This window comes from Bacillus sp. FSL K6-3200 (genome assembly GCF_038630485.1).
Lineage (GTDB): Bacteria > Bacillota > Bacilli > Bacillales > Bacillaceae > Bacillus > Bacillus safensis.
On record NZ_CP152032.1, the window covers coordinates 120,132 to 144,322 of the forward strand.

Annotated in this window: 22 protein-coding genes; 9 read left to right on the forward strand and 13 right to left on the reverse strand. The window is 40.5% G+C overall.

The genetic code is table 11. The features are described from left to right. Window positions 1-27: 27 nt before the first annotated feature. Together MHI60_RS00635 and fadH are read right to left on the reverse strand one after the other, a co-directional pair. A complete protein-coding gene (locus MHI60_RS00635) occupies window positions 28-1,248 on the reverse strand; it encodes an EAL-associated domain-containing protein (RefSeq protein ID WP_144471504.1) in 1,221 nt (406 codons plus the stop codon). A 64-nt stretch (window positions 1,249-1,312) separates the two neighbouring features. Beyond that, entirely contained in the window at window positions 1,313-2,077 is a 765-nt protein-coding gene (fadH, locus tag MHI60_RS00640; RefSeq protein ID WP_111292462.1) for a 2,4-dienoyl-CoA reductase, read from the reverse strand. A 138-nt stretch (window positions 2,078-2,215) separates the two neighbouring features. Here fadH and MHI60_RS00645 point away from each other — a divergent pair, with 138 nt between their 5' ends. The 4 genes from MHI60_RS00645 to MHI60_RS00660 all read left to right on the forward strand — a co-directional run bounded on the left by MHI60_RS00645 (window position 2,216) and on the right by MHI60_RS00660 (window position 5,540). Next, entirely contained in the window at window positions 2,216-3,073 is an 858-nt protein-coding gene (locus MHI60_RS00645; RefSeq protein ID WP_144470350.1) for a metallophosphoesterase, read from the forward strand. A 156-nt stretch (window positions 3,074-3,229) separates the two neighbouring features. After that, complete coding sequence (locus MHI60_RS00650) at window positions 3,230-3,727, forward strand: L,D-transpeptidase family protein (protein WP_095408361.1); 498 nt, start codon at window positions 3,230-3,232, stop codon at window positions 3,725-3,727. Window positions 3,728-3,800: 73 nt separating this feature from the next. Beyond that, complete coding sequence (locus MHI60_RS00655; RefSeq protein ID WP_048238778.1) at window positions 3,801-5,078, forward strand: MFS transporter; 1,278 nt, start codon at window positions 3,801-3,803, stop codon at window positions 5,076-5,078. A 246-nt stretch (window positions 5,079-5,324) separates the two neighbouring features. After that, a complete protein-coding gene (locus MHI60_RS00660; RefSeq protein ID WP_075622942.1) occupies window positions 5,325-5,540 on the forward strand; it encodes a hypothetical protein in 216 nt (71 codons plus the stop codon). Window positions 5,541-5,693: 153 nt separating this feature from the next. Here MHI60_RS00660 and MHI60_RS00665 read toward each other — a convergent pair whose 3' ends face one another. After that, the gene (locus tag MHI60_RS00665) at window positions 5,694-6,590 is read right to left on the reverse strand and encodes an EamA family transporter (RefSeq protein ID WP_144470348.1); all 897 of its coding nucleotides are present in this window, start codon (window positions 6,588-6,590) and stop codon (window positions 5,694-5,696) included. Between the two features lie 113 nt (window positions 6,591-6,703). Between MHI60_RS00665 and MHI60_RS00670 the strand changes: the two genes are divergently transcribed. Next, the gene (locus MHI60_RS00670; RefSeq protein ID WP_144470346.1) at window positions 6,704-7,630 is read left to right on the forward strand and encodes an AraC family transcriptional regulator; all 927 of its coding nucleotides are present in this window, start codon (window positions 6,704-6,706) and stop codon (window positions 7,628-7,630) included. A gap of 412 nt (window positions 7,631-8,042) precedes the next feature. Here MHI60_RS00670 and MHI60_RS00675 read toward each other — a convergent pair whose 3' ends face one another. Next, window positions 8,043-8,216, reverse strand: a complete 174-nt coding sequence (locus MHI60_RS00675; RefSeq protein ID WP_186318630.1) for a hypothetical protein — start codon at window positions 8,214-8,216, stop codon at window positions 8,043-8,045. Between the two features lie 473 nt (window positions 8,217-8,689). Here MHI60_RS00675 and MHI60_RS00680 point away from each other — a divergent pair, with 473 nt between their 5' ends. Next, window positions 8,690-9,151, forward strand: coding sequence for a YkyB family protein (locus MHI60_RS00680; protein ID WP_008356877.1), 462 nt, complete (start codon window positions 8,690-8,692; stop codon window positions 9,149-9,151). 37 nt (window positions 9,152-9,188) lie between these two features. Here the strand turns inward: MHI60_RS00680 and MHI60_RS00685 are convergent, their stop codons facing one another. The 3 genes from MHI60_RS00685 to MHI60_RS00695 form a co-directional block, all read right to left on the reverse strand. Then, entirely contained in the window at window positions 9,189-10,097 is a 909-nt protein-coding gene (locus MHI60_RS00685; protein WP_095408359.1) for a chemotaxis protein, read from the reverse strand. 73 nt (window positions 10,098-10,170) lie between these two features. After that, window positions 10,171-11,481, reverse strand: a complete 1,311-nt coding sequence (locus tag MHI60_RS00690; protein ID WP_144470345.1) for an MFS transporter — start codon at window positions 11,479-11,481, stop codon at window positions 10,171-10,173. Window positions 11,482-11,606: 125 nt separating this feature from the next. After that, a complete protein-coding gene (locus tag MHI60_RS00695; protein WP_024424707.1) occupies window positions 11,607-12,146 on the reverse strand; it encodes an RDD family protein in 540 nt (179 codons plus the stop codon). 301 nt (window positions 12,147-12,447) lie between these two features. Between MHI60_RS00695 and MHI60_RS00700 the strand changes: the two genes are divergently transcribed. Then, window positions 12,448-12,600 (forward strand): hypothetical protein, encoded by a 153-nt coding sequence (locus MHI60_RS00700; protein ID WP_162842519.1) that lies wholly within the window; start codon window positions 12,448-12,450, stop codon window positions 12,598-12,600. Between the two features lie 64 nt (window positions 12,601-12,664). Here MHI60_RS00700 and MHI60_RS00705 read toward each other — a convergent pair whose 3' ends face one another. Then, window positions 12,665-13,549, reverse strand: coding sequence for a cation diffusion facilitator family transporter (locus MHI60_RS00705; protein ID WP_095408357.1), 885 nt, complete (start codon window positions 13,547-13,549; stop codon window positions 12,665-12,667). A gap of 293 nt (window positions 13,550-13,842) precedes the next feature. On the opposite strand from MHI60_RS00705, the gene MHI60_RS00710 reads away from it, so the two are divergent. Then, window positions 13,843-15,012, forward strand: a complete 1,170-nt coding sequence (locus tag MHI60_RS00710) for an aminotransferase A (protein ID WP_144470343.1) — start codon at window positions 13,843-13,845, stop codon at window positions 15,010-15,012. Window positions 15,013-15,037: 25 nt separating this feature from the next. Here the strand turns inward: MHI60_RS00710 and MHI60_RS00715 are convergent, their stop codons facing one another. Both MHI60_RS00715 and MHI60_RS00720 read right to left on the reverse strand, forming a co-directional pair. Further along, window positions 15,038-16,867 (reverse strand): PAS domain-containing sensor histidine kinase, encoded by a 1,830-nt coding sequence (locus tag MHI60_RS00715; protein WP_144470341.1) that lies wholly within the window; start codon window positions 16,865-16,867, stop codon window positions 15,038-15,040. A gap of 156 nt (window positions 16,868-17,023) precedes the next feature. After that, window positions 17,024-19,150 carry a penicillin-binding protein 2 gene (locus tag MHI60_RS00720; protein ID WP_144470339.1) on the reverse strand — a complete coding sequence of 709 codons (2,127 nt, stop codon included), beginning with the start codon at window positions 19,148-19,150 and terminating at the stop codon, window positions 17,024-17,026. Between the two features lie 337 nt (window positions 19,151-19,487). On the opposite strand from MHI60_RS00720, the gene MHI60_RS00725 reads away from it, so the two are divergent. Then, a complete protein-coding gene (locus MHI60_RS00725; protein ID WP_024424702.1) occupies window positions 19,488-20,282 on the forward strand; it encodes a CAP domain-containing protein in 795 nt (264 codons plus the stop codon). Window positions 20,283-20,377: 95 nt separating this feature from the next. On the opposite strand, the gene MHI60_RS00730 is transcribed toward MHI60_RS00725, so the two are convergent. The 3 genes from MHI60_RS00730 to MHI60_RS00740 all read right to left on the reverse strand — a co-directional run bounded on the left by MHI60_RS00730 (window position 20,378) and on the right by MHI60_RS00740 (window position 24,083). After that, complete coding sequence (locus MHI60_RS00730) at window positions 20,378-21,250, reverse strand: NAD(P)-dependent oxidoreductase (RefSeq protein ID WP_111291326.1); 873 nt, start codon at window positions 21,248-21,250, stop codon at window positions 20,378-20,380. Window positions 21,251-21,263: 13 nt separating this feature from the next. Then, window positions 21,264-22,049, reverse strand: coding sequence for an SDR family oxidoreductase (locus MHI60_RS00735; RefSeq protein ID WP_144470337.1), 786 nt, complete (start codon window positions 22,047-22,049; stop codon window positions 21,264-21,266). Between the two features lie 72 nt (window positions 22,050-22,121). Next, complete coding sequence (locus tag MHI60_RS00740; protein ID WP_144470335.1) at window positions 22,122-24,083, reverse strand: methyl-accepting chemotaxis protein; 1,962 nt, start codon at window positions 24,081-24,083, stop codon at window positions 22,122-22,124. Window positions 24,084-24,191 lie beyond the last annotated feature (108 nt).

Sequence of the window (24,191 nt, forward strand, 5' to 3'; positions counted from 1 at the left end):
TGCGAGGGTTTGTCTTCAGCTGTGCCTTCAAATTAATCCATCTTGCTCATATAAATAGGCATACGGAAGGTCTATAAACAAATACATATCTCCCTCTAAAGGATAAGAAAACGTACGTATCCTCTCACCCGTTTCTAAGTCACTGTAAATATCACTAAAAAATCCTTTTCCGCTAATTCTCATTTGAAGAATATTTGCTAGGAAATAAGGGCGCCAGCTCCAGTTTTTTTCTATATACTCCGGCTGAAACTGCCATTCTGCTTCTTTTTTAAACACATTTCCAGTGATTTGAAAGCCTTCTTCATTACACATATAAATCCGAAAGCTGCAATCTGTTAGTTCAAGTGCCAGTTTTTGAATGAGCTCATCATTTGTGCTGCACGATTTCTTTAAAGTCGTAACAGCTTGATGAATTCGTTTATAAAATGTTTCGGAATGTTCGTAGACAGCTTGCAGCTTCTTTTTCTCGTGGGCAATAAATTGCTGGAATTCTTCTCTAAGCTGCTCTTTTCTGTAGCTTCGGTCAATTAATTCTCCTGAAGGCTCATGAAGATAGAACCCTTGAAAATATCTCCCGCCATTTCTCCATGCATACTGCAGCTGGAAATTCGCTTCTATGTCCTCATAAATTAAGGCAGCTCCTATTTTTCTTGCAAGCAAAGAAATGCTGTACAAGACATATTCATAGGAAGGAGATGGCGACGATGCCTTTAATGCCTGTAAATCTATTTTTAATAAATCAGGTGAAAGCAAGGCAATCCGGTCCAGATTACTGCTTTCTTTTCCTATATTTGAAACGGCGATTTTAATCCCATATGTACGATAATACGTTAACGTATGGTATAGCTGTTCAATGTCGCCGCTAAACGTATGCTCTGCAAACTCAATAACAAATCGGTTAAGCTGAATGCCCCTTGCTTCATATTCCTTTAAAAGTTCTAAAAAGCTTTCTCCATGATCCAGCATGAGGATATTGGCATCATGATTAATAAAAATGAGCAAATCGTCATCTGCTGTTGTGAAGTGATCAAGTGCTTGCGTCAATACTTTGTGATCTACTTCCAATTTATATTCGTCAGGAATAGATGAATCCGTAAAGAAGGAGCCTAGGCTGACCGTTTCTGACTCAAGCTTCATTCTTCCTAGAATCTCATAGCCTATCACTTTTTGCTCTTCCGCACTGAATATTGCTTGATAGTGCGGGAAAACATCTTCAATATTCGTTAAAATATCCAATGGATCGACCATTTTCATCACCTGCTTCTCTCTTTGTGTGATTATACCACATCAAAAGCAGGTCTTACATCGTCAATCAAAATGGTGATTGGTTGAGCCATTGTCCCCCATCCATCGTAATACAATCTCCATTTATATAAGACGCATGCTCCGACAATAAAAAGCTCGCAAGCGCTGCAATTTCCTCAGGTGTACCTAGTCTGCCAATAGGAACACTATCTAATGTTCTTTGCGCTGCCTCTTCCGATTCCCATAGTTTATCTGCACCGCCTGTTCTCTCGATTGGGCCTGGTGCGATGGCATTGACGCGAATTCGATATTGCTTCCCCCATTCAACAGCAAGCGTTCGAGTCAGGGAGAGCACGCCGGCCTTTGCTGCCGCCGAATGCGCCACTCCTACACCAGCACCCCATGCATAGGTGGCCACCATGTTAATCATACTTCCCCTTTTCTTTTGACGAATCCAGTAATTGCCCACTGCATGGCTGCAAAAAAATGTACCATTTAACACAATATCAATGACAGCCTTCCAGCCATTAGGTGACAGCTTTTCTGCTGGCACTAAAAAATTTCCTGCTGCATTGTTAATGAGGGCATCGACATCACCAAATGTATCCACCGCAAACTTGACCATTTGGTCCGCATCATCTGGGTTTCGCACATCCATTTGGAAGTAAGCGACCGATCCACCCTCCTGCTTCATTTCTTTTGCCGCCTTTTCCAGCGTCTCTTCTGTTCTACCAGTAATCACAACATTCCAGCCTTCAGCTGCCAAATGGGCAGCCATTGCCTTCCCCATACCGCTTGATCCCCCTGTGACAATCACTGTTTGCTTCGTCATTTGTTCTCCCCCTTTGTGTTGTTTGAATGACTATTCATTCATTATTGTCTATCATATCATGATTGACCCTCGGTGCACCATATGGGAGATTATCCAAATATGATGCTATACTTAATTTTATTTATAAAGGAGTCTTATATGAAGCAGCTTTCCCGCAGACAATTTTTAAAAGGAGCAGCTGGTGCGAGTATTCTTGGCTTTTTGGCTACAAGTTGTGGATATGGATATGCCAGGTACATTGAACCGCGCATGATCGATACCGTGTCACTGACCATTCATGATGCTCAGCTTCCAGCTTCATTTGACCAGTTTAAAATAGCCCAATTTAGTGACGTTCATTTAAGTGATACATTTCCTGCGAAGGATTTAGAAGCCATCGTCCAGAAAATCAATGCTGCATCTCCAGATCTCATTGTGTTCACAGGTGATCTCGTTGATTTTCAAGCATCCCCTGAAGAGCATGAAAAAGCGAAGGCTTATTTGAATAAGCTTCATGCTCCGTTCGGTAAGCTCGCCATCTACGGAAATCATGACTACGGACCTTTTGGCGTGGAGCTTTATGAGAAAACAATGGAGGCTTGTGGATTTACGTTATGTAAAAATGATGTGTTTCTATTAGAAAAAGACCATTCGCATATTCAGATTGCTGCACTGGATGATCTCATGATGAGCGTGCCTGATTACGATTTGATCAAACGGGAAGTATCATCTGATTTATTTACGTTACTGCTCGTCCATGAGCCTGATGCCGCACTAGAGCTGAAAACCACACCCATTAACTTGCAGCTTTCCGGACATACGCATGGCGGTCAAGTGCAGCTTCCTTTCTATGGACCGATTCTCACGGCACCTTACGGCCATACATATGTAGAAGGTTTATACGGAAGCTATCAGCACCGCATCTATGTCAACCGCGGACTCGGGACAACGCGTCTGCCGCTTCGATTTTTAGCCAAACCCGAGTTAACCTTTTTCACCTTCACATCTCGCGTGTAAACAGAAGCCAAACCGCCCTCTCCTGCATATGTATAATCAAAGATCTTTCTCTTGACAAATGTTAGGAGAAACCTTACTAGGCCTGATTCCGTCCATATAGTATGTCAAGTGACGGCATCTTGGCTTCTTTTATTTGAGTAGAAGGAGTGTGCTTTGGTGCTGCGATACACGGTGAAAAGTGGGGAAACCCTTGCTTCTATAGCGATTGATTTCCGAACAACAACAGCTGCCTTAAAGGCTGCAAATCCGTCACTTCAAGCTCGCGAGCCGGAACAAAATGAGGTCATCATCATTCCCGGTTTGCCGGATCCTAGTACGATCCCTTACCGCATCTTTGTTTCGATTTCAACGAAACGTCTCATTTTGTTTTCTGGATCACAGCTTATTCGTTCGTATCCGATTGCAACTGGGAAAATTTTAAATATGACACCGACAGGTTCTTATTATATTGTCAACAGACAGCCAAACCCAGGAGGTCCATTTGGCGCTTATTGGCTGAGCCTCTCGAAAATTCATTACGGCATTCATGGTACGAATAACCCGTCTTCAATTGGTAAAGCTGTTTCTAGAGGATGCATTCGCATGTACAATCAGAATGTCATCGAACTTGCTTCACTCGTTCCAAACGGAACACCTGTGACCATTAGCCAGTAGAAGAAATCAATTGTACGAATGGTTAAAATTTTATATGATATTAAGTGGGATCTTCAGGTTAAGGAGCGTATTTATGGATATTTTTAAAAACAGAAATTTTGTTCGTCTCTTTTTTGCAGCACTTGCTTCGCAAATGGGGACAACAGTAGGCAACATGGCGTTTGCCTTTTATTTGCTCGACCATTTTAGTCATCAGCCCGCATACGCCACATTGGCTGAGCTCATGTATTCTCTTCCTACCGTCTTTGTCTTTTTTATGGTCGGTGTGGTTGCAGACCGTTTTGATCGTAAAAAAGTCGCAGAGAATTGTGATTGGATACGAGCTGGGCTGACGATTGTATTATTCATCGTTATTTATTTTAATTCACTGCCACTTATTTTCTTGATCTTGTTTATTCGAAGTGCCATTACGAAGTTCTTCTATCCAGCTGAAGCCTCTCTCGTTCAGGCCATTTTAAATAAAGATCAATATGCAAAAGCCGCTGGTTTAAATCAAATGCTATTTAGTTTATTTATGGTGTTTGGCGTTGGAATCGGTGCCATTATGTATAAGACAATTGGACTTCACGGTGCGATTACGATTGATTTGGTCAGTTTTATAATTTCAGGCATCCTGATTCGTTCATGTAACATTCCAATTGAAGCGCGTCAGCCAAATGGACAAGCTGGCTGGAGAGGCATGACCATCAAAACGTCTCTGAAAGATTTTAAAGAAGGCATTCTGTATATTTTAAAAAACAAATTATTGGCTTCATTAATTTTTGGCTTTTTTGTTTTCGGTCTAGTCAATGGCGCATTTGCCGTTCTTCCGATGTTTACAATGAAATATGGACTTTCACCAGACCATTTTGAACTGCATACATCCTTCTTTACCATTGCGATCGGTGCAGGACTGCTCGTTGGAAGCTTAATGGGCTCTGTCCTCGCTAAAAAAGTAAAGATGCAATATCTCATGTCGATTCCAATTCTGGTCGCAGGTATTTTGATTTTTGTCCTTGGGTCTACTCATACATTATGGTTATTTTATGTCACATCATTTGTCATTGGTACATGCATTGGGCCAGTCAACATTGTCATTGGCGGCTGGCTGCCTAGAATCGTCCACCCTCGTCTGATGGGACGTGTGTCAGGATGGGTTGATCCGCTTACTATGTTTGCTCAATCGATGACATTAGGTCTGATTGCTGTATTATTTCCAAAACTCATCACTAATGTTTCTTATATTTATTACGGAATGGGCTTTATTATTTTACTCGTCTTCCTTTTCTACTTCATTACACTGCCAAAGTTCAGCAGAGAAGCTGCCGACTTAGATGTGCAGCGTGAACTAAAGGGTCAGGGAATTCAATAAGGAAAAAGGACTTTCTTTTAAGGAAAGTCCTTTTTTCATGGCTGAAACGTGCTTCATGTCATTTCCTATGTTGATAGAAACTGCTTGAACATGCATAAATAAATCACATATACCTCGCTTCACTAACCCCTCCATCCATTTAGCACCTCTCGTTTTGTTGATTCATTTTTTCTTGTTTTTCACAATAAAATCCCTTTACATCTTTAAGCATTTTATAGTAGGATAGTCAGGTTGGAGGTGAAAGAAATGCTAAAAAGTTACTATTTTATTCATACAAAAAATGAACAAGGACAGTTTGTTGTACATACAGAAGATTGTGCATTTTTAGGTGATGCTGCAAGCCGTACGTTGATTGGCCTGCACATGAATGGTAAAAGCGCCATTGATGAAGCCAAACAAATGACGAATGAAACCGACTTTAATGGTTGTTTTTATTGCGCTTATTCTATTCATACAAAATAATTCATCCTGCTTACATCATATAAAAAAATATCATTTGAGAAACTACCCATTTTAATAAATAGGTAGTTATCATGAACTAATAGTTCACTTTATTTATATTTCATTCAGTCAATTCTTATGATCATTCCTCCAATTTTTTAACACCCATCCCTCTCATTTTTTCGGCTGATACAATGCCAAGAATAAAATCATATAGACAATACAAGCTGTCCCTATCCACTGGAAAAGACCGAATGGCTCTTTTAACCAGAAAACAGTCGTGACGACTGCTGCAAGGGGCTCAACACTGCCAATTAAGCTTGACTCTTTTGGTGATAAGTATTGCAAACTTTCTATGTAAAACCAAAACGCGATCATCGTTCCAAATATGACCACAAACAATAAATAGACATACGCTTCAAAAGGTAAATGAGTGAGATTAACCTTCCATGGAGGATGGATCAAGCTAAGGGCGCCTCCTCCTATAAGCATCGCCCATCCGACAACCACTAGAGAGTCGAATTGTTTTAACAGGCTGATTGGATATAACGTATAAAACGAGAGCGCCACAGCTGATAGTATTCCCCACATCACTGCCACAAATGGAACGGTTAATGTTGAAATAGAACCATTCGTCAATAAGAAAAACATACCCGCTAAAGCCAATACCACTGTGACCAGATCTCTTCTAGTGAAGATTGATTGCCTGCGAATGACCAAATACACGATAATCATGACAGGGGCTGTATACTGCAGCAGCGTTGCCACGGCAGCATTTCCATGTTGAATGGATGCCATATAAGTATATTGAACAGCCAGCATCCCCATTAATCCAAATAGAAGGACTTGCATCGCTGTCCTCTTCTTTTTCCACACGCCAATCAGGTGTGTTTTTTCTTTTGTCATAACATGAACAAATAAAAGCAATCCCCCTGAAACGAGCAGCCGGACCGTCACAAGCCAATTGACATCAATCCCATATTGCTGAAACAATTTTTGTGAAATCGTTCCTCCTACTCCCCAGCAGATGGCGCCTATGAGTACAAGTAAAATGCCCTTTCTCCTATTCATTTTCATTCTCCTCAATTCTCAACAAATCATGATAATATAGTTGATAGTAGTTCACTTTGTTACATATTGATATATCAATTGAACATAAAAATAAAAGAATATTGAGGAGAATCATGTACAACCATCATTTTCTGATTGACTACAACCTGAAAGAATTAACGGAGCATTCCACGACAACATGGCCCATTGCTCTTTATCATACGAAAATTCGTCATCATAGAAGCGGCTATATTCCTCTTCACTGGCATGACGAATTTCAATTTGTCTTTATTTTAGAGGGTGAAGCTGAGTTTCACATCAATGAAAAGACGGTATATTTGAAGCAAGGAGATGGCATCTTCATCAATAGTGGCTGCCTGCACATGGCAAAAGATGCGCATGGGACGGCATGTACTTATGTTTGTTTAAATGTCTCTCCTCATTTCATCACAGCGAATGAATTATTCACCACATTTGTCCATCCATATATGCATGCGAGCCAGACACCATATATTTTACTCAACCAAAAAGATCACTGGCCAAAGCATATTTATCAATGTATTCAAACCATTCAACAATTAATCGATGAAACTCCAGTCTATTATGAACTTGAACTCAATATTCAGCTCATCACCATTTGGAAAAGCTTATTACAAAATGGTTTTCAAATGAAACATGATGCGCGTAAACACGATAAAAATGAACGGATGAAACACATGCTGAATTGGATTCATCAGCATTATCATGAGAAGATCCTTCTCCAAGATATTGCTCGTGCAGGACAGCTTAGCCGCTCAGAATGCTGCAGATACTTTAAAGACATCTTAAAGAAATCACCCATGCATTATGTAAATGAATATAGAATTCAGCAAAGCCTCATCCTGCTTCAAGAAACGGATCTCAATATCACAGAAATCGCCTACCAAGTAGGCTTCAACAGCACAAGCTATTTTATCAATTTGTTTAAAAGAATAAAAAATACGACACCTTTAGCATATAGAAAATTAAAACAAACTGATTCTCTCCAGATTAAATGGGTAGAGAAAAATAATAACAGCTAGCGTGCTTGCTAAAATGCAGAAGGTGTTTTAGCCCCATCATAAATGGCTATTGTAAATACAAGCGATGATAATCCGAGCGCTCTTTACAATAACTCTATTTGCAATTTACTAATTGATTTCAATCTGACTGGCCGTAAACGTCGCTTAAAAGAATGCGATTGTGAAAACATATCTTACGGTGTGCTGCGAAAATGTATCCGGCACGAAAAAGATATTCAAATAAAAAAGCCCCCGAAAAGGGCTTTTTATACTGGAATTTATCATAACCGATACTTGAGGTATGACCTCTTATCGTGGTTTTGTGTTTAATGCAAAATAACCGATTGTGATTCATACTCCCACTATTATAAGGATTGCAATCAATGGCTTAAGTTTCAATGCTCCCGTCTAATGAAGACTAGGGCGTTTTTTATTACTTTTTTTGTTCTTTTAGTTTCTTGAAAATCATTAATTGATATATTCCAAATAATACGGTAAGGATCATAATTGCTGTAAATAATTGATCGACTGGAAGCAAGAAATACACAACAATAAAAGATAAAAGCAAAACAAGATAACCTATATTAAACGCTTTTTTGAATGTCATTATATTACCTCCTTTTTACAATCATATCACCTTTCACCTAACCATATAACCAAGTTTCCCCTATTAAAGCCCCTAAACGCCTTTATCCGGTGTAGTAGTAAACTCGCTGCCATGGGCTTGCCGTATTACTACTGATCCCTCCAAATTTGTAACTTTAAAAACGATCAACTTCATATTGCCTGTTCCTCTGACACCTCCTTCGTGCTGTCAATCTGTTACCGAAAAACACAATCCAAAAAAAATTTACCGTTCATAATCAACAGAAATAGAATCAGTTAAAGTTTTTGAAGAGGCGATGAATTTATAAATTTTTGAGGAAGTATTGGGGGAATTCGAACACACAAAATTTTTAACCCTCCCTAATCCCTTTATACCAAAGGTTTTCTTTTTACAATATCTCTATTTGCAATTTACTAATAAAAACGTATAATTTATACTAAGCACAGGAAGACGAAAGACAAAGGAGAGAAAAAATGGACGATTATGCTCATACTAAAGACATAGAACCTACAGCAGAAAACATCGCAAAAGCCATTTATACTGTTAACCGCCATGCTAAAACCGCACCAAACCCCAAGTTTCTTTATCTTTTGAAAAAACGAGCGCTGCAAAAACTATTACAAGAAGGTAAAGGAAGAAAAGTGGGCCTACATTTCTCTAACAATCCCAAGTATAGTCAACAACAGTCCGACGTGCTGATTGAAATTGGAGATTATTATTTTCACCTGCCACCAACTAAAGAAGACTTCGAATTTTTGCCACACTTAGGAAATTTAAATCAATCATATCGCAATCCGAAAGCGAATATGTCATTAAACCGAGCAAAGCAAATACTTCAAACGTATGTCGGTTTAAAAGAAAAACCTGCCGCCACAAAACAAAAATCACATTACACAAAGCCCGTCTTCAAACGACTCGGGGAAAGTTATTTTTAAACAGAAAAAAACCACTCGGCATGAGTGGTTTTTTTGTTTAGATAATAAAATGATCGACTTTTTCAATCAGCTGATGAATTTCTGGTTTACTGATTTGATCATCTGCACCGATCGTTTCCCCTTTATGACGCAAATCTTCAGTGATTAACGAAGAGAAGATAAGAATCGGGATGGAATTTGTTAAAGGATTGTCCTTGAGCAATTTTGTTAACCGGTGGCCATCCATTTTAGGCATTTCAATATCCGTAATAATCATATCAATTTCTTCTGTGACACTGATTCCTTTGCTGACAAGATCCATGACATGATCATATGCCTGTTTGCCATCTTCAAAGGTCACAATGTTTTTATAGCCTGCTTCGGTTAATTCATTTGTTAATAAACGCATGAGAAGCGGAGAATCTTCAACGACATACAGCTTCTTCCCTGTTCTTCTCTCGTCTTTCTCACCGTCAAACATATGATACGTATCAACACCAGAAGCGGATTCAATATCATAAATGATTTTTTCGTAATCTGGAAGGAAAATCATTTTTTCATCAAGCTTAATGATGCCCGTTAAATGGCGGTCCATCCCTTGATTGAGTGCAGTCGGCTTCTCAATCTCTTCCCAGCTGACGCGGTGAATTTGTGATACCGTTCCTGTATGGAACACAAATTTCCGTTGGTTGAATTCAGTCACAATATATTTCTCTTGTTCTGACTGATCTGACTCGACATTAAAAAAGGAAAATAGATTGATGACTGGTAAAATCTCGCCTCGTAAACTAATCATTCCTTCTACATCTTGGTGAGAGTGCGGTACAACCGTCACCTCAACCGGCTGAATGATTTCTCTTACTTTCATGACGTTAATGCCGAATTGATTTGAACCAATTTCAAACTTCACAATTTCCAATTCATTGGTACCAGAGTCAAGTAAAATTTCTTGTTTGTTTAAAGCCACGGAAATCCCTCTATTCTTCAATATAAGATTGTACTTTTTATATCGGCAGCATAGGTAAAAAGTTGACGTTTCTTTACGCTTTCTCTCGAACGAATTGATGAATCACAAGTCCTATCGCTGCAAGGATAAGCAAAGCCCCTAGTGCGAGGCGGCTTGCAAGATTTCCGTGCTCTGCAAACAGCAGGGTAACTGAGCCATAAATGATGGGTCCGATAATGGAAGACACCTTCCCTGAGAATGCAAAGAGGCCAAAAAACTGTCCTCGCTTTTCCTTCGGTGTCAGCTCAATAATCATGATTCGTGATGCTCCCCAGCTTGCGCCAAGTGAAATTCCGAATAAACTGCCCGCTACCCAGAAGACCCATTCGGTTGTCGCTGTCACAGCCAGAATCAGCGCAGCAATTAAAATGACATACACGACTGTAATCGATCGCTTTGCCCCTATCGCTTTTGTAATATATCCAAACAGAAAGGAGCCAATGATACTTGAAATGGTCGACACAAGATAGAGCAAAATAAATTGCCCAGCGGTAAAGCCAATGATGATTTTGGCATAAACAGCCATCATCGCAATCGCTGTTTGTAAGGCATCATTCATAAAAAAGAAAGCAATCATAAAGATAAAAGCTGGCTTGTACTTTTTCATCTCTTTAAACGTGTGAATAATCTCTTTATATCCGCTGAAAAAAGACGCCTTTTTCTCTTGCTGAGGCAGCGGATGAGGATCTTTTACAAAAAAGAGAAAGGGTAGAAAAAAGAGAAGGAATAAAAGGGCTGTCGGAATAAATGCTTCATGAAACTGGTCATTGCCGACAAGTAAATAAACAGAGAGACCGACAAGTGTTCCTAAATAGCCGACGGCGATACCAAATCCTGAAATAAGCGGAATTTCTTCCTTTGTCCCAAGATCGGGCAAAATGGTGTCATAGAAAACCAGACTAGAATGATAAAAAAACTTTGCGATCACAAACAAGGTGACCACGACCAATAAAGAAACAGGCAGCCCAAACCATTCACTTGAGAAATCAATCCCAGCAAAAATCCCCATCATCAACGTACAAGCAATACATATGAACGTAAACACCGTAATGTAGCGTTTCTTTTTCCCTGTACGATCAATCAGCACTCCGTATAAAGGTGTAAAAATGACGAGAAAAAAGCTGGCTAGTGCGTTTGCATAAGAAATAAAGGTGCTGGCGATCTGGTCCATTCTCGCACTGTCCCCGATCGTTTCCTGCAAGTAAAATGGGAAGAAAATGGTGATCATATTTGATGAAAAGATCGTATTTGCAAAATCATACAACGCCCAGGCCAGCACAGGTGCTGTCAAAAACAGCCCGAAGCCTGCCCCTTTTTTCTGTGCGGTCTTTTTTCCTGTTCTCAATCGATTGTCTCCCTTCCCTGCCTCATTTTTCACTATCATTCTATTTTATGTGCTGTTTCCCTTTTCCATACAAGCAATCTATGAAAAAAAGCACCTCTTACCATATAGCAGAGGTGCTTTTTTCATTATTTCTTCACAACAATGGTACTTGCAATCAAATCGTGAAGTGCTTGTTTTTTCTCTGTGAAAAAGGCAATGATATAGCCAATATATAAGATCGGAGACAAAAAGCCTTTTGCAAAGAAACGGCCAGTTGCACGTCCGAATGTGACCTTTTCGCCTGTGACTTTTGTTACTTTGATGCCGAGAGCCATCTTTCCAAGTGTTCCTTGCAATTTTGATGATTCCATGATGGCGTAATAAAGCCAGGTCACCACGGTACCCATCAAGATTGCTCCTATATAGAAAAAGATCAGTCCCATAATAGCTTCCCACTCCTCATCTGTTATGACGGTTGAAGAATAGTAATAACTGTCGTCATCCATCATCATTGCTGCCTCTGGGCTTGAGATAAAAAAGACTGACGCCAAAATAAACATGATAAAAGCAATTGGTACTCCGATAATGATACCGTCCAAAAGGTGTGCAAGAAAACGATAGCCTACACCTGCTAGCTCAGGATGCTTCTTTTCTTGAATGTGTGGTTCTGTTATGTTGGTTTCCATCCTATTTCTCCTTTATTATGTATGTTTTCTATAAATTTCTTATAATCATTCGTTATTATATCCTATGAATATAGCAAGATCAATGGAGCTTTACACTTTTACATACATTTTAGATCAGTTTGATCTAAGCGATTTATGTGAATAAATACTGAAAATTTGTGAAAATCATGGCACTTCTAGTTCTTTTACCTCCTGATTTTTTAACATTTTGTGATATTTTCGTCTTGTTTCCATTCTTCTGTTGACAATGATTCTTCAAATGGTACAATAGTCAAGGATTTTTTAAAGAAAGGTGTTCATGATGGGAACTGTCGTATTATTAAAGAACAACGAAATGACTGTAATTGAAGATATTTGCGAGGCTGATTTTTTAGATATGAAGCATGGTTTGTCAAATGATGACACAGCTTATATCTCTTGGTATGAAGACTACGATACTGCTTATGGATATTGATTTCATTTCATAGATGAAGCGTAAAAAAAGGCGATACAACCTGAAAATAGGTTGATCGCCTTTTTTACGTTTGTGCGCTTCTTTCACTTTCAGGTTCCACATGAATAAAGATTTGTGCATGCGGAAATTCCAGCTGAATCTTCTCTTCAATTCGATCACATAATTGGTGAACATCTTCAATGGTTGTCTTTCCATTTACAATCAAATGGAAATCAATATATTCCTCTGCACCAGACCGCCTTGTTCGAAAGTCGTGATATTCAATGAATTCTTGACTGAATCCTTGAATGATCGCTTCAATTGACTGTTCTTCCTCTGGCGTTAATCGAGCATCAACAAGCGGCGGGAAGGCTTCCTTCATGAGTTTAAACGCTTCACGCATAATAAAGAGGGCCAGAACCATTCCAATGATTGGATCTAGGAAATACCAGTCAGTTAATGCCACAAGCAATAAACTGACTGCCACCCCTAGTGACGTAAATACATCCGTTAAAAGGTGCAGTGCATTTGATTTCATGGCGACTGAATGTACTCGCTCAGCCTCTTTGTTCACAACCCTCGATACAACAAAATTGATAAGAGCGCCTAGCAGCATGACCACAATACCAAGCACAGGCAGCTTGACTGGCTCAGGATGCATTAGTTTGTGAACACATTCGTATATAATCCAAATACCAGCAACGAAAATCAGCAAGGTCTCAATCGTTCCAGAAATATTTTCGACTTTTCCATGTCCATAAGGATGTTTAGAATCTGCTGGCTTTCTTGAAATACGAACAGAAATAAATGCAATAAACGACGCCATTAAATCGAGAAACGAATGAATGGCTTCTGATAACACCGCAACAGATCCAGTTAATAGACCCACAATGATTTTTAAAATGACAACAAAAGTGTTGCTCAGCACGGATAGAAACGCGATTTTCGATGTCTTCGCTGATTGTTCCATCTATCGTCCTCCTTTAGGAGATCGTATGTCTATGAAAGCCATTCCCATGACCCTGATTCTCACGTTCTTTCAGTTTACGCAGTTTTGCCGTTTTCTAATCATCTTCATCACAGCCTGTATTTTCTCTTGAGGTTACGCTATAATAAATGTTGCTCTTTCTTCAATATATCACTCATGCGGTGATGGATAGGAGAATAGACTACATATAACGATATCCAGTGCCTTTCGCAGGTGACATTTATGCAGTGAATGGTAAAATAGGATAAAAACATAAATTTTTAAGGTGATGAGAAATGGAGCATTTGCTGAATCCAAGAGTTAAGGATATTGAAATTTCAGGCATTCGAACATTTTCAAATCTCGTATCGTCATATGAGGATGTCGTTTCATTGACGATAGGCCAGCCCGATTTTTATACGCCGCATCATGTCAAAACAGCTGCCAAAACAGCCATTGACGAGAATTTCACCTCGTACACTCACAATGCTGGTTTCTTAGAGCTAAGACAAGCGATCCAGCATTATATCAAGATGAAAGTGAGTCTTGATTATGATGCAGAGACAGAAATCATTGTGACAACAGGTGCAAGTCAAGCAATTGATGCTGCGTTTCGGACCATTTTGACAGAAGGCGACGAGGTCATTTTACCTGGACCTGTCTACCCCGGCTATGAACCGATCATTCGAATGTGTGGTGCGGTGCCCGTACATATCGACACAACGAATGCTGGCTTTAAATTGAATGCCAAGCTGATTGAGGATGCGTTAACAGAAAAGACAAAGTGTGTGGTTCTTCCTTACCCTTCAAACCCGACTGGTGTCACACTTTCAGAAGAAGAATTGAAAGAAATTGCCCAGCTCCTTGAAGGAAAAGACATCTTTATTTTATCCGATGAAATCTACAGCGAGCTGACATTTGACCGGCCGCATCATTCAATTGCCTCTTTCTTAAAAGAACAGACCATTGTCATCAATGGACTATCAAAATCTCATAGCATGACTGGATGGAGAATTGGATTTTTATTCGCTTCAGCTCCAATTGCTAAACATGTATTAAAAGTACATCAATATAACGTGTCTTGTGCCTCGGCTGTCTCACAAAAGGCGGCACTTGAAGCTGTGACAAATGGTGTAGATGATGCACTGATCATGAGAGAGCAATATAAGAAAAGACTCGATTATGTATATGATCGGCTCATTTCTATGGGGCTTCCGGTGATTAAACCTTCTGGCGCTTTTTATATTTTTCCATCCATTGAATCGTTTGGGATGAGTTCCTTTGATTTTTGCATGGAGCTGTTAGAAAGTACAAGACTTGCGGTCGTACCAGGCTCGGCTTTCTCTCCACTCGGCGAAGGGTATGTGCGCCTGTCTTATGCTTATTCACTTGAAACGCTGAAAGAAGGACTTGACCGACTAGAACAATTTGTACTTGAAAAACGTTCCATACATTCGCTAGATTGAAACAACGGCTCTCTTGCCGTTGTTTTTATTTTGCAGGAAACGTGATGTGAAATACGGTGCCCTTTTCAGGCTGACTATCCACACGGATCGTCCCGTTATGATTTTCTAAAATATTAAATGTCACCATGAGGCCTAGTCCAGTTCCTTTTTCCTTTGTGGTTAAAAAGGGCTCTCCAATCCGCTTCATAACCGATTCTGGAATGCCGACTCCTTCATCACGAATCGTGACAAGTATTCCATCACTTTCTGCTTTGGCCATGATGTCTACCTTTCCTCCATCCGGCATGGATTCTACAGCATTTTTGATTAAATTGATAAACACTTGCTTGAGCTGATTTTGATCCCCATTCATCAGGAGACCTTCCTCTATCTCACTTGTGTTCATTAAAATGCCATTTAAGTTCGCTTGTGTTTCTAACAGGGCCGTGACTTCGCTGATGATTTTTTTCAAATCAAGCGTCTGCATCGATGCCGTTTGCTGCGGTTTTGCCAGCATTAGCAGCTCACTCAATATAATTTCTATTCGGCTTAGCTCAGAGAATACAATCTCGAAGTACTGATCGCGATCTTTTGTTTTCGGTTTGATGAGCTGCAAAAAGCCTTTGATGGCGGTCAATGGGTTTCTGATTTCATGTGCAATGCCAGCCGCCAATTGACCTGCGATCGATAATTTTTCAGAGCGGAGCATGAGCTCTTCTGTCTGCTTACGTTCGGATATATCTCTTAAAATAATTTGAACCGCTGTTTCTCCAAAAAATGTAGTTGGGATACATACCATTTCTGTATAAATCAACTTATGTTTAAACGTATGACAGCTCATTGTGACAATCTCAGAATCTGATGCTCTTTCAATAATACGAGATAAGCTCTTTTTGACCTTCTGCTGATCACAGGAATGGATTTGATGAAAGATATCCTTTCCTATTAATTTATCGTAATGCTCGGCTTCAAATAATTTAATGCCAGATTCATTCATAAACACCCATTTGTGATCATGGATGACCGCAATCGTATCAATGGAGTTTTGAATGAGCAGCTGATACCTCTCCCGGCTTTTTTGAAGAACGGTTTGGAACTTTTTACGGGATGAGATGTCAACTAGCAGTAAAAGCTCTGCCCGCTGATTTTGATAAATCGTCGGTGACGACTTTACCTCAATATGAATACTGCTCCCATCTTTACGCTTCCATATCTGTTCAATCATTCCGACTGGAAGGCCTTGCTGCAGCCTTGTTATTCGGCTTCTGACAATATCATGGTACTCTTCAGCAATAAAATCAAACGCGGACTTGCCGATCATGTCATCTCTTGCACTTACCCCCATTAATTGCAGCATCGCATCATTCGCATACACAATTTTCCCTAAAGTCGTAATACATAACGGATTTGGCAGCACGGCAATCAATTGTTCAGCTTCACTGACATTTTGGAAAGCCGGCAGACTGCCTAACGACTGTTCTGCTACTTTTGATGCTGCTTGAAATGCTGCTTTTTGGGGCTCAGTATCCAGCACCCTCATTTTCAGGATCATTTCTCTACTTACTTCGTTGTCTAACCCATCGCAAGCAACAAAGTCAATGCTTGCTTCGATCCATACAGCTGTCAGATCACTTCTTAGCAGTCTAAAGTGGCAAACCTCTAGCATGTGCTGATTGTAAAAATAACTTTCGACGAGAAATTGATCTTCGGTATGAACAAAGTCTTTCAAAAAACACCCTAGTAAATCCTTTTGTTCATAAAGCAAAAGCTGCTTACAGTTGGAAGAAATGTAGAGAAAGCGGCCATTAGAAGAAAGAACGGCATGTAAATCGATGTTCGAATACAATTGATTCGAATCTTTCATTTGTTGTTCCATCGTCGTCCGACCCTCCTTTTCATTTTTTAGGGTTGTCCTTAGATTGATGTATAAAAAACATTCGCTAGAAAACCCGTATTTTCCTTCTGTCATCGAGGGAAACGTCCATATTTTCAGCAAAAAGGGAGCACTTTTTGCTGCTGTGCTCCCTGCGGTTTATTGTTTTTCATATTTCTTTTGTAATTCAACGTACTTATCCACAATTTTACTTGGGATGTTTTTAATAACAGGATCTTTATCTGAGACATAAGGTGTCACGACACTAAACGCCACCTTTGGATTAGAAGAAGGATAATATCCTCCAAAGGTTAAGTTGTACGTTCTATTTCCCCACCAGCTGCGGTTGGCACCATAGTAGAACGTTTGCGCTGTACCTGTTTTTCCTGCAACATCATGCTGACCAAACCGGCCAGCGGCAGTTCCGCCTGTTGATGTGACCATTTTCAGTCCCGTTTTTACGCGGTCAATATCTGCTTTCGAGTTGTTAATCGTGTTCAACACTTTCGGCTCATATTTTTTTACGACTGGGCCTACTTCATCCTTCTTCGTTGGAAGATGAACACTTTTCACTACTCTTGGCTGAATACGGCTGCCTCCATTGGCGATCGTCGACATGTATTGCGCCACTTGAAGCGGTGTATACGTGTCATACTGACCAATTGCTTCATCAAGCAAGAGTCCGCCGACCGTCTTAGGATGCGTCTGCATCCCGCTTGATTCCTGCGGCAGATCGATCCCCGTTTTCACGCCAAGACCGAATTGCGCATAGTAGTTTCTCATTTTTTGTAAGTGCTCAGGCCTTGCTGGTAACGGACCATCCTTTTGATAGGTGATACCCGCCATTCTCATCGCTACTTGGAACATGTAGACGTTGGAACTTTTTTGGAGTGCTTGAATGTCGTTAACCCATCCAAGAACTTTGTAAGACTGTTTCGGTTTTCCATTACTTCCTGCAAAGTAGAGCGGTGTATCCATATAGGCTTGGTTGTGTGACATTCCGTCTTGATAACCAGAGAGGACAGTGGCTCCTTTGACAACAGAGCCCATTTCGTACTGCGTCGTAAATGTTCCGATCGCATAATCTGTGACGTCTCTGCCGTCCATTTTCTTGCCCGACATCGCGAGAACATCCCCCGTGTGAGGGTCCATCATGACGACAAAGGCACGATCCATCATATAGTTTCTCGCGCTGGCGGATCTAAGCTCTGATTCCACGATTTTGTCGATTTCCTTTTGCAGCTCCATATCAAATGTCAGCGCAAGATCAAGTCCTCTTCGTCCTTCTGTCCGCTTGATTTCATCGAGCAGCTTCCCGCCAACCTGTGTATATTGAACGGTCGCTTTCTCAGGGTTTAGAAAATCCTCGTACTGATATTCTAAATAGCTCTTTCCCACCCGGTCATTTCGGGAGTAGCCTCTTGCCATATAGTAATCTTCACGTTCTTTAATGATTCCTTGCTCTGGTGTAGTCACACCGCCAAGTACATTATAAAGGGTCTTTTTATACGGATATTTTCTTGTCCAGTCGTTGATGACGTTCACACCAGGCAGTTCATCAAGATGCTCTGAGACAAGTGAAATTTCTTCATATGTCAGGCTTACCGATGAAGTCTGTTTTGATTCTTTCGTTTCATCGAGTAAAGCAACTTTTTCGTCCCCTTTTTTCTCTTCGTTTGGGTTCATTGCCTTCACGATTTGAGGCTCAAAGGCATATCCGCCTGTAAATCTACGGTAGATCGCTGCAACAGCTTTTTCCTCTGCATCCTTTTCGATCGCTTTGACTTCTTTCTTTGGGACACGCTCTACTTGAAGCGGATAGACATCCTTTGCATCGATATCTTTTTTCTCCGCTTTTGAAAGGAGTTTATCCGCTTCTTTCGGATGGCTCGCCAGCCAAAAATCTCGAATGTCACGCTCTCTCAAAAAATCAGTATCCATTTTTATATAAGTCGCAAGTTTTCTTGCTACCTTAATCTTATCCTCCGCTTTCACACCGCTTTCTGATGTATAAACGATGGCAGGTACACTTTCGTTATCAACGACGACTCTTCCTCTCGCGTCATACATTTTTCCTCTTGGAGACGGGTATGATGCTGTTTTGACCTCTGTTCGGTTGGCTTGCTTTTTATAATCTTCACCATTGACGATTTGCAGCACACCAAGCTTGATCACAAGTCCAGCAAATAAACTAAATACAGCGAAGAAAAAGAGATTAATCCTCCAGGCGTTCCGGCGCTTAATTTTTTTCTGCTCGGCAGCACCTTGATGCTGTTTCTCTCCCACTTATGTAGCTCCTCTCATCCTTTTCAATCTTTTACAATTACCACTCATTATTGTAACACTTTTGTAATAGTTGTTACAGCGAAACGAGTGAAAAAAAGCTGTCAATCCCTAATCTGCAAAAAAATATACTAACACTTTAAAATATTGGTATGTTTGTGTCGTTTTCTTTAAATGGAAGAATTCCCTAACCTTTGATACGAAGCGGCTCATACTATGACTTTAACAAAAATGACAAACTGGCATTGTCAATGGAGGATGCTGGTACGTTTATAACAAAAAGTCCATGGTATGATTTTTTGTGAGAAAACAAAACAAAGATTTTAGGAGGAGTTACAATATGAAGAAGAAATCATTCTTTTTTTCAGCGCTGACAGCTGCTGCACTCATCACGTTCACTGGAGGACATTCAGCAGATGCGAAGGAGCTTAACCTGAAACAAGTGATAAATGTACAGCATCAAGCCATTGATCTTCATACACTAGCAGCAAAATTACATATCTCTTCAGATGTAAACAAGCTAAGCAAGTCGAATCAAAAAGAGATCGAAGCTCTATTAAACAAGCTGATCAAAAGCGGTCAACCTGTTACTGGTACAAAAGTAGTGAAAGAAGTAAACAAAGCAAAACAAGAACAAAAACAAGAATCAGTGAAAAAACCAACTGCTTCTAAACCAAGCACTCCAGCAAAAGAAAACACAAGCAGCAACACAAAAGCTGACCAAAAAGACACAACAGCATCAAAAGCTGACAGCAGCTTAAATGCATTTGAAAAAGAAGTGGTTGAGCTTACAAATAAAGAGCGTGCAAAACAAGGCTTAAAGGCACTTTCTGTTGATTCTAAATTAAGCAAATCTGCTCGCGCAAAATCTCAAGATATGAAAGATAAAAACTATTTCTCTCATACAAGCCCAACTTATGGATCTCCATTTGATCAAATGAAGCAATTCGGTATCACTTACAAATCAGCAGGTGAAAACATTGCCCAAGGTCAAAGATCTCCTCAAGAAGTTGTGACAGCATGGATGAACAGTGAAGGCCACAGAGCGAACATTTTAAACAAAAGCTATACACATATCGGTGTTGGTTATGTGAAATCAGGCAACTACTGGACGCAGCAATTCATCGGAAAATAATATCAAAAAAACCTGTCCCTATTTGGACAGGTTTTTAGTTTGTTTTGAGAGTTAGTTTAAAGCTACAAACTGTCCCAGCTAGGCGGGGTAGTTTTTTATTTGACCCATAATTTATAGATACTTTGGGTCCCGCTATTTTCTTCCCCCTGTTCGCTCAGCTTTTCATAAAGTGACTTCGCAAGTGAGAGTCCTGGCATTTCTTCACCCATCAGCTCTGCTTCTTCAAGTGCAATGCCCATATCCTTGATAAAATGCTTCACATAAAACCCTGGCTCGAAATCGCCTTTCAGCATTCTTGGTGCAAGGTTTGACAATGACCAGCTTCCAGCTGCACCTGTTGTAATACTTTTGAGCACCTGCTCTGGATCAAGCCCTGATTTTTCGGCATAGGCCATTGCCTCTGCGACACCGACCATCCCCGCCGCGATGGCAATTTGGTTACACATTTTTGTATGCTGACCGCTTCCTGCCGGTCCTTGATATTGAATGTTTTCACCCATTTGCTCAAATAGCGGCAGACAGGCTTCATAGGCTGACTTTTCTCCGCCGATCATAATGGCCAGCGTGCCATTTTTGGCTCCTATGTCTCCGCCTGATACAGGTGCATCTAATGCAAATACACCTCTTTCCTTCGCTTTCAACTCAATTTCTTTTGCAAGCTGAGGCTTCGATGTCGTCATATCAATGAGATATGTTCCAGGCGCGGCATGTGCCACAAGCCCATCTTCACCTAAATAGATCTCTTCTACATCCGATGGATATCCCACCATTGTGATGACGGCATCTGCACTTTCTGCAATGTCCTTTACTGCCGGCTTCCATGACGCCCCTTTTTGAATCAATGCGTCTGCTTTTGCTTTCGTTCTTGTATAAACGAGAACTTCATAGCCTGCATCCATTAAATGTCCTGCCATGCTGCGTCCCATTACACCGATTCCAATAAAACCAACTGATTTGATTTGTGCCATCACTTGTTCCTCCTTAAAGAGACTTTGTCAATCCACCATCAATGATCAGTGTTTGACCTGTCATATATGTATTGGCTTCTGATAAAAGAAACGCTGCATATGCTGCAAATTCCTCTGGCTGTCCGTAACGGCCAAGCGGGATCGCTCGTTCAGCCTGTGCTTTGATTTCTTCAACCGTTCGATGCTCTTTTTGTGCGCGGTGCTTTTCCAGCTGTTTAACACGGTCTGTTTCAATTTTTCCAGGTGCTAACGTATTGATCAAAATACCATCCTTTGCAAACTCCTGAGCAGCTGTTTTTGTCCAGCCTGCAATGGCCGGTCTAAATGTATTCGACAGCATCAAGCCCGGGATCGGTTCTTTCACTGACATTGACGCAATATTTAACACACGTGCGCCGCGTTTTTTCAAATAAGGCAATGCCTCTTTTAATAATCGAATATAGCTGAGTAAATGAAGTTGAAATGATTCGATCCAATCTTCATCTGTTAAGGTGTCAAGCGTTCCTGTTTTTGGCCCGCCTGTATTGTTCACAAGAATGTCTAGACACTTCTCATCACCAGCCGCCGCTTGAACAAGCGCCTTGATTTGCCCGGCGTCAGATACATCACATACTTGATAAGCTAACTGTCCTTTGACAAGCGGAGAAAGCTCGTTGACTGTTTCTTTCAGCTTCTGTTCATGTCTTCCCGAGAGCATCACATCTGCTCCCTCTTTTGCTAGAGCAAAGGCAATCGCTTTTCCGATACCTTGACTGCTTGCAGCTACCAATGCTTTTTTTCCAGTTAGATTGACATCCATGTCAACACCTCCTCTAGTTTATTTTATCATACAAAAAGAACCTTGCTCATGTCGCAAGGTTCCTTTCCGCTCTTACACCTTAAATCGATCAACCGCCTGACGCAGTGCCTGGCTTGATTCGTTCAGCATTTCAGTTGAGGTTTTCGTTCTTTCTAACACTTGAACTTGTTCATCTGTAGACGCATGCACTTCCTCAGCTGAGGCTGCAGATTCTTCTGAAATGGCAGCAATGCTTTGAATGGAGTCACTCATCTTCTGCTGTTCTTCTGTCATTTCATTAATCTGTGTATGAATGCTGTCGATTGAACCGACAAGTGCCTGCATTTCCATTGTGATGCTGCTGAGTGCCTCACCTGTTGCATTGATGGCGGCACCTTGTTCCTCATTCATTTTACTTGCTGTTGTCATCGCTTCAGCCGCCTTCTTCGATTCATCTTGAATGAGTTTGACGGTTTCACTAATGTGTTTTGTTGACTGCGCAGATTGTTCAGCAAGCTTTCTCACTTCTTCTGCAACTACAGCAAATCCTCGCCCGCTTTCTCCTGCTCTCGCTGCTTCAATGCTTGCATTCAGTGCAAGTAAATTCGTTTGATCCGAGATTTCAGAGATGGCGGTTACGACGTTTTCAATATTTTTCGTTTTATGCTCAAGGTCTAGCAGCATTTGCTCTACCTTTTTCGATTCTTCGTTTGCTTGTGCTGATTTTTGGACGAGCACACCAAGTGCATCAAGCCCTTTATAGCTTGCATCTTCAGATGATTTTGAGTTGGTTTGCATTTGTGAAGCAAGCTCACCCATATGGCGCACTTTCTCATACAATTGCTCTGATTTCTCATTAATCGTTTCTGCTTCTGACGCTTGCTTAGACGCTCCTGTTGCCACCTCTTGGATGGCCGTTGCAATCTGATCGCTAGAAAGCAAAGTCTCATTTGAAATGTGGGTCACTTCATCTGATGATTTCACAACTTGATCTGAAGCCCCTTTCACTTTTTCAATTAACTCCCTGATACCCTCGGTCATTTGATTGAAGCTTTTCGTAAGGAAACCAATTTCATCTTGGGACTTCGCTTCAAGCGAGCTGGTTAAATCGCCTTCTGCCACCTTACGCACATGCTCTATTAGACGCTTAATTGGCGTTGTAATACTTCTTGCTAATAAGAAGCTGAGGATCATCGCAAGAATAATGGCAATGACGGAAATAATGATGCTTGTCTGATTCATTTGTTCTGTGATCCAAAGCAGTTTCTTTTTCTCAAAGCTGACACCAATCGTCCAATCAGCTTCTTTGATTTTAGATATGACCGTCAGTTCTTTTCTGTCATCAATACCTGAATTGTCGATCGCTTTTTTCACAGAAGCTACTTTTGATATGTTTTTTCCTTGCTCTGTTGGATGTGCTAAAATGGTTCCTTTGCCGTCAACTAAGAAAGCGGTACCCATATAAGGAATCTTTTGTTCCTTTATATAAGATTGAATGGAGGATAATTTCAAATCAAGTCCAGCGACCCCAACGACCTTTCCGTTTCTGACAATCGCCTTTGTAGCTGAGACGACCATTTCATTTGTTGCTTTATCGATATATGGATCAGTCCAAATGACTTCGTCAGGCTTTTCAGCTGATTGGATAAACCAATCTCGTTTAGATGGGTCATACCCTTCACCAAAATCGGACTCTGGGAAGGCGAACATTTTGCCGTCACTTGTTCCAATGTAGGCAAGTGAAATAAGTTCATCCTGCTCCTGCAGGCCTTTTAGTTCATCGTTTTCGAAGGCTAATGTTTGTTTTGTTTGTTTTTGCGCAAAATCTTCAGTAAGTGTACTAGTTGCCAGTTTATTAATTGTATCACTGTAATTATCAAGCTTTTGTGCAATGATGTCTCTCATGCTCTCTGCCGTTGCTGCTGTGGTGGTTTTTGCATCTCGTTCAATAAGTGGTGTTAATACTATGTTAGAACCCACTTGAACGGCCACGACGGTTAAAATTAAAATAACTGAGATGAAAACAGCTATTCTCACTTGAAGTTTCTTAAACATCTCATCACCCCTACATCTACTTTCACACCTTAATTTATATATCGGCAAAATGATACCGCATTCAATAGTTGTAAAAAAATTTAAATAGAAAAAACAAGCCATATAGGC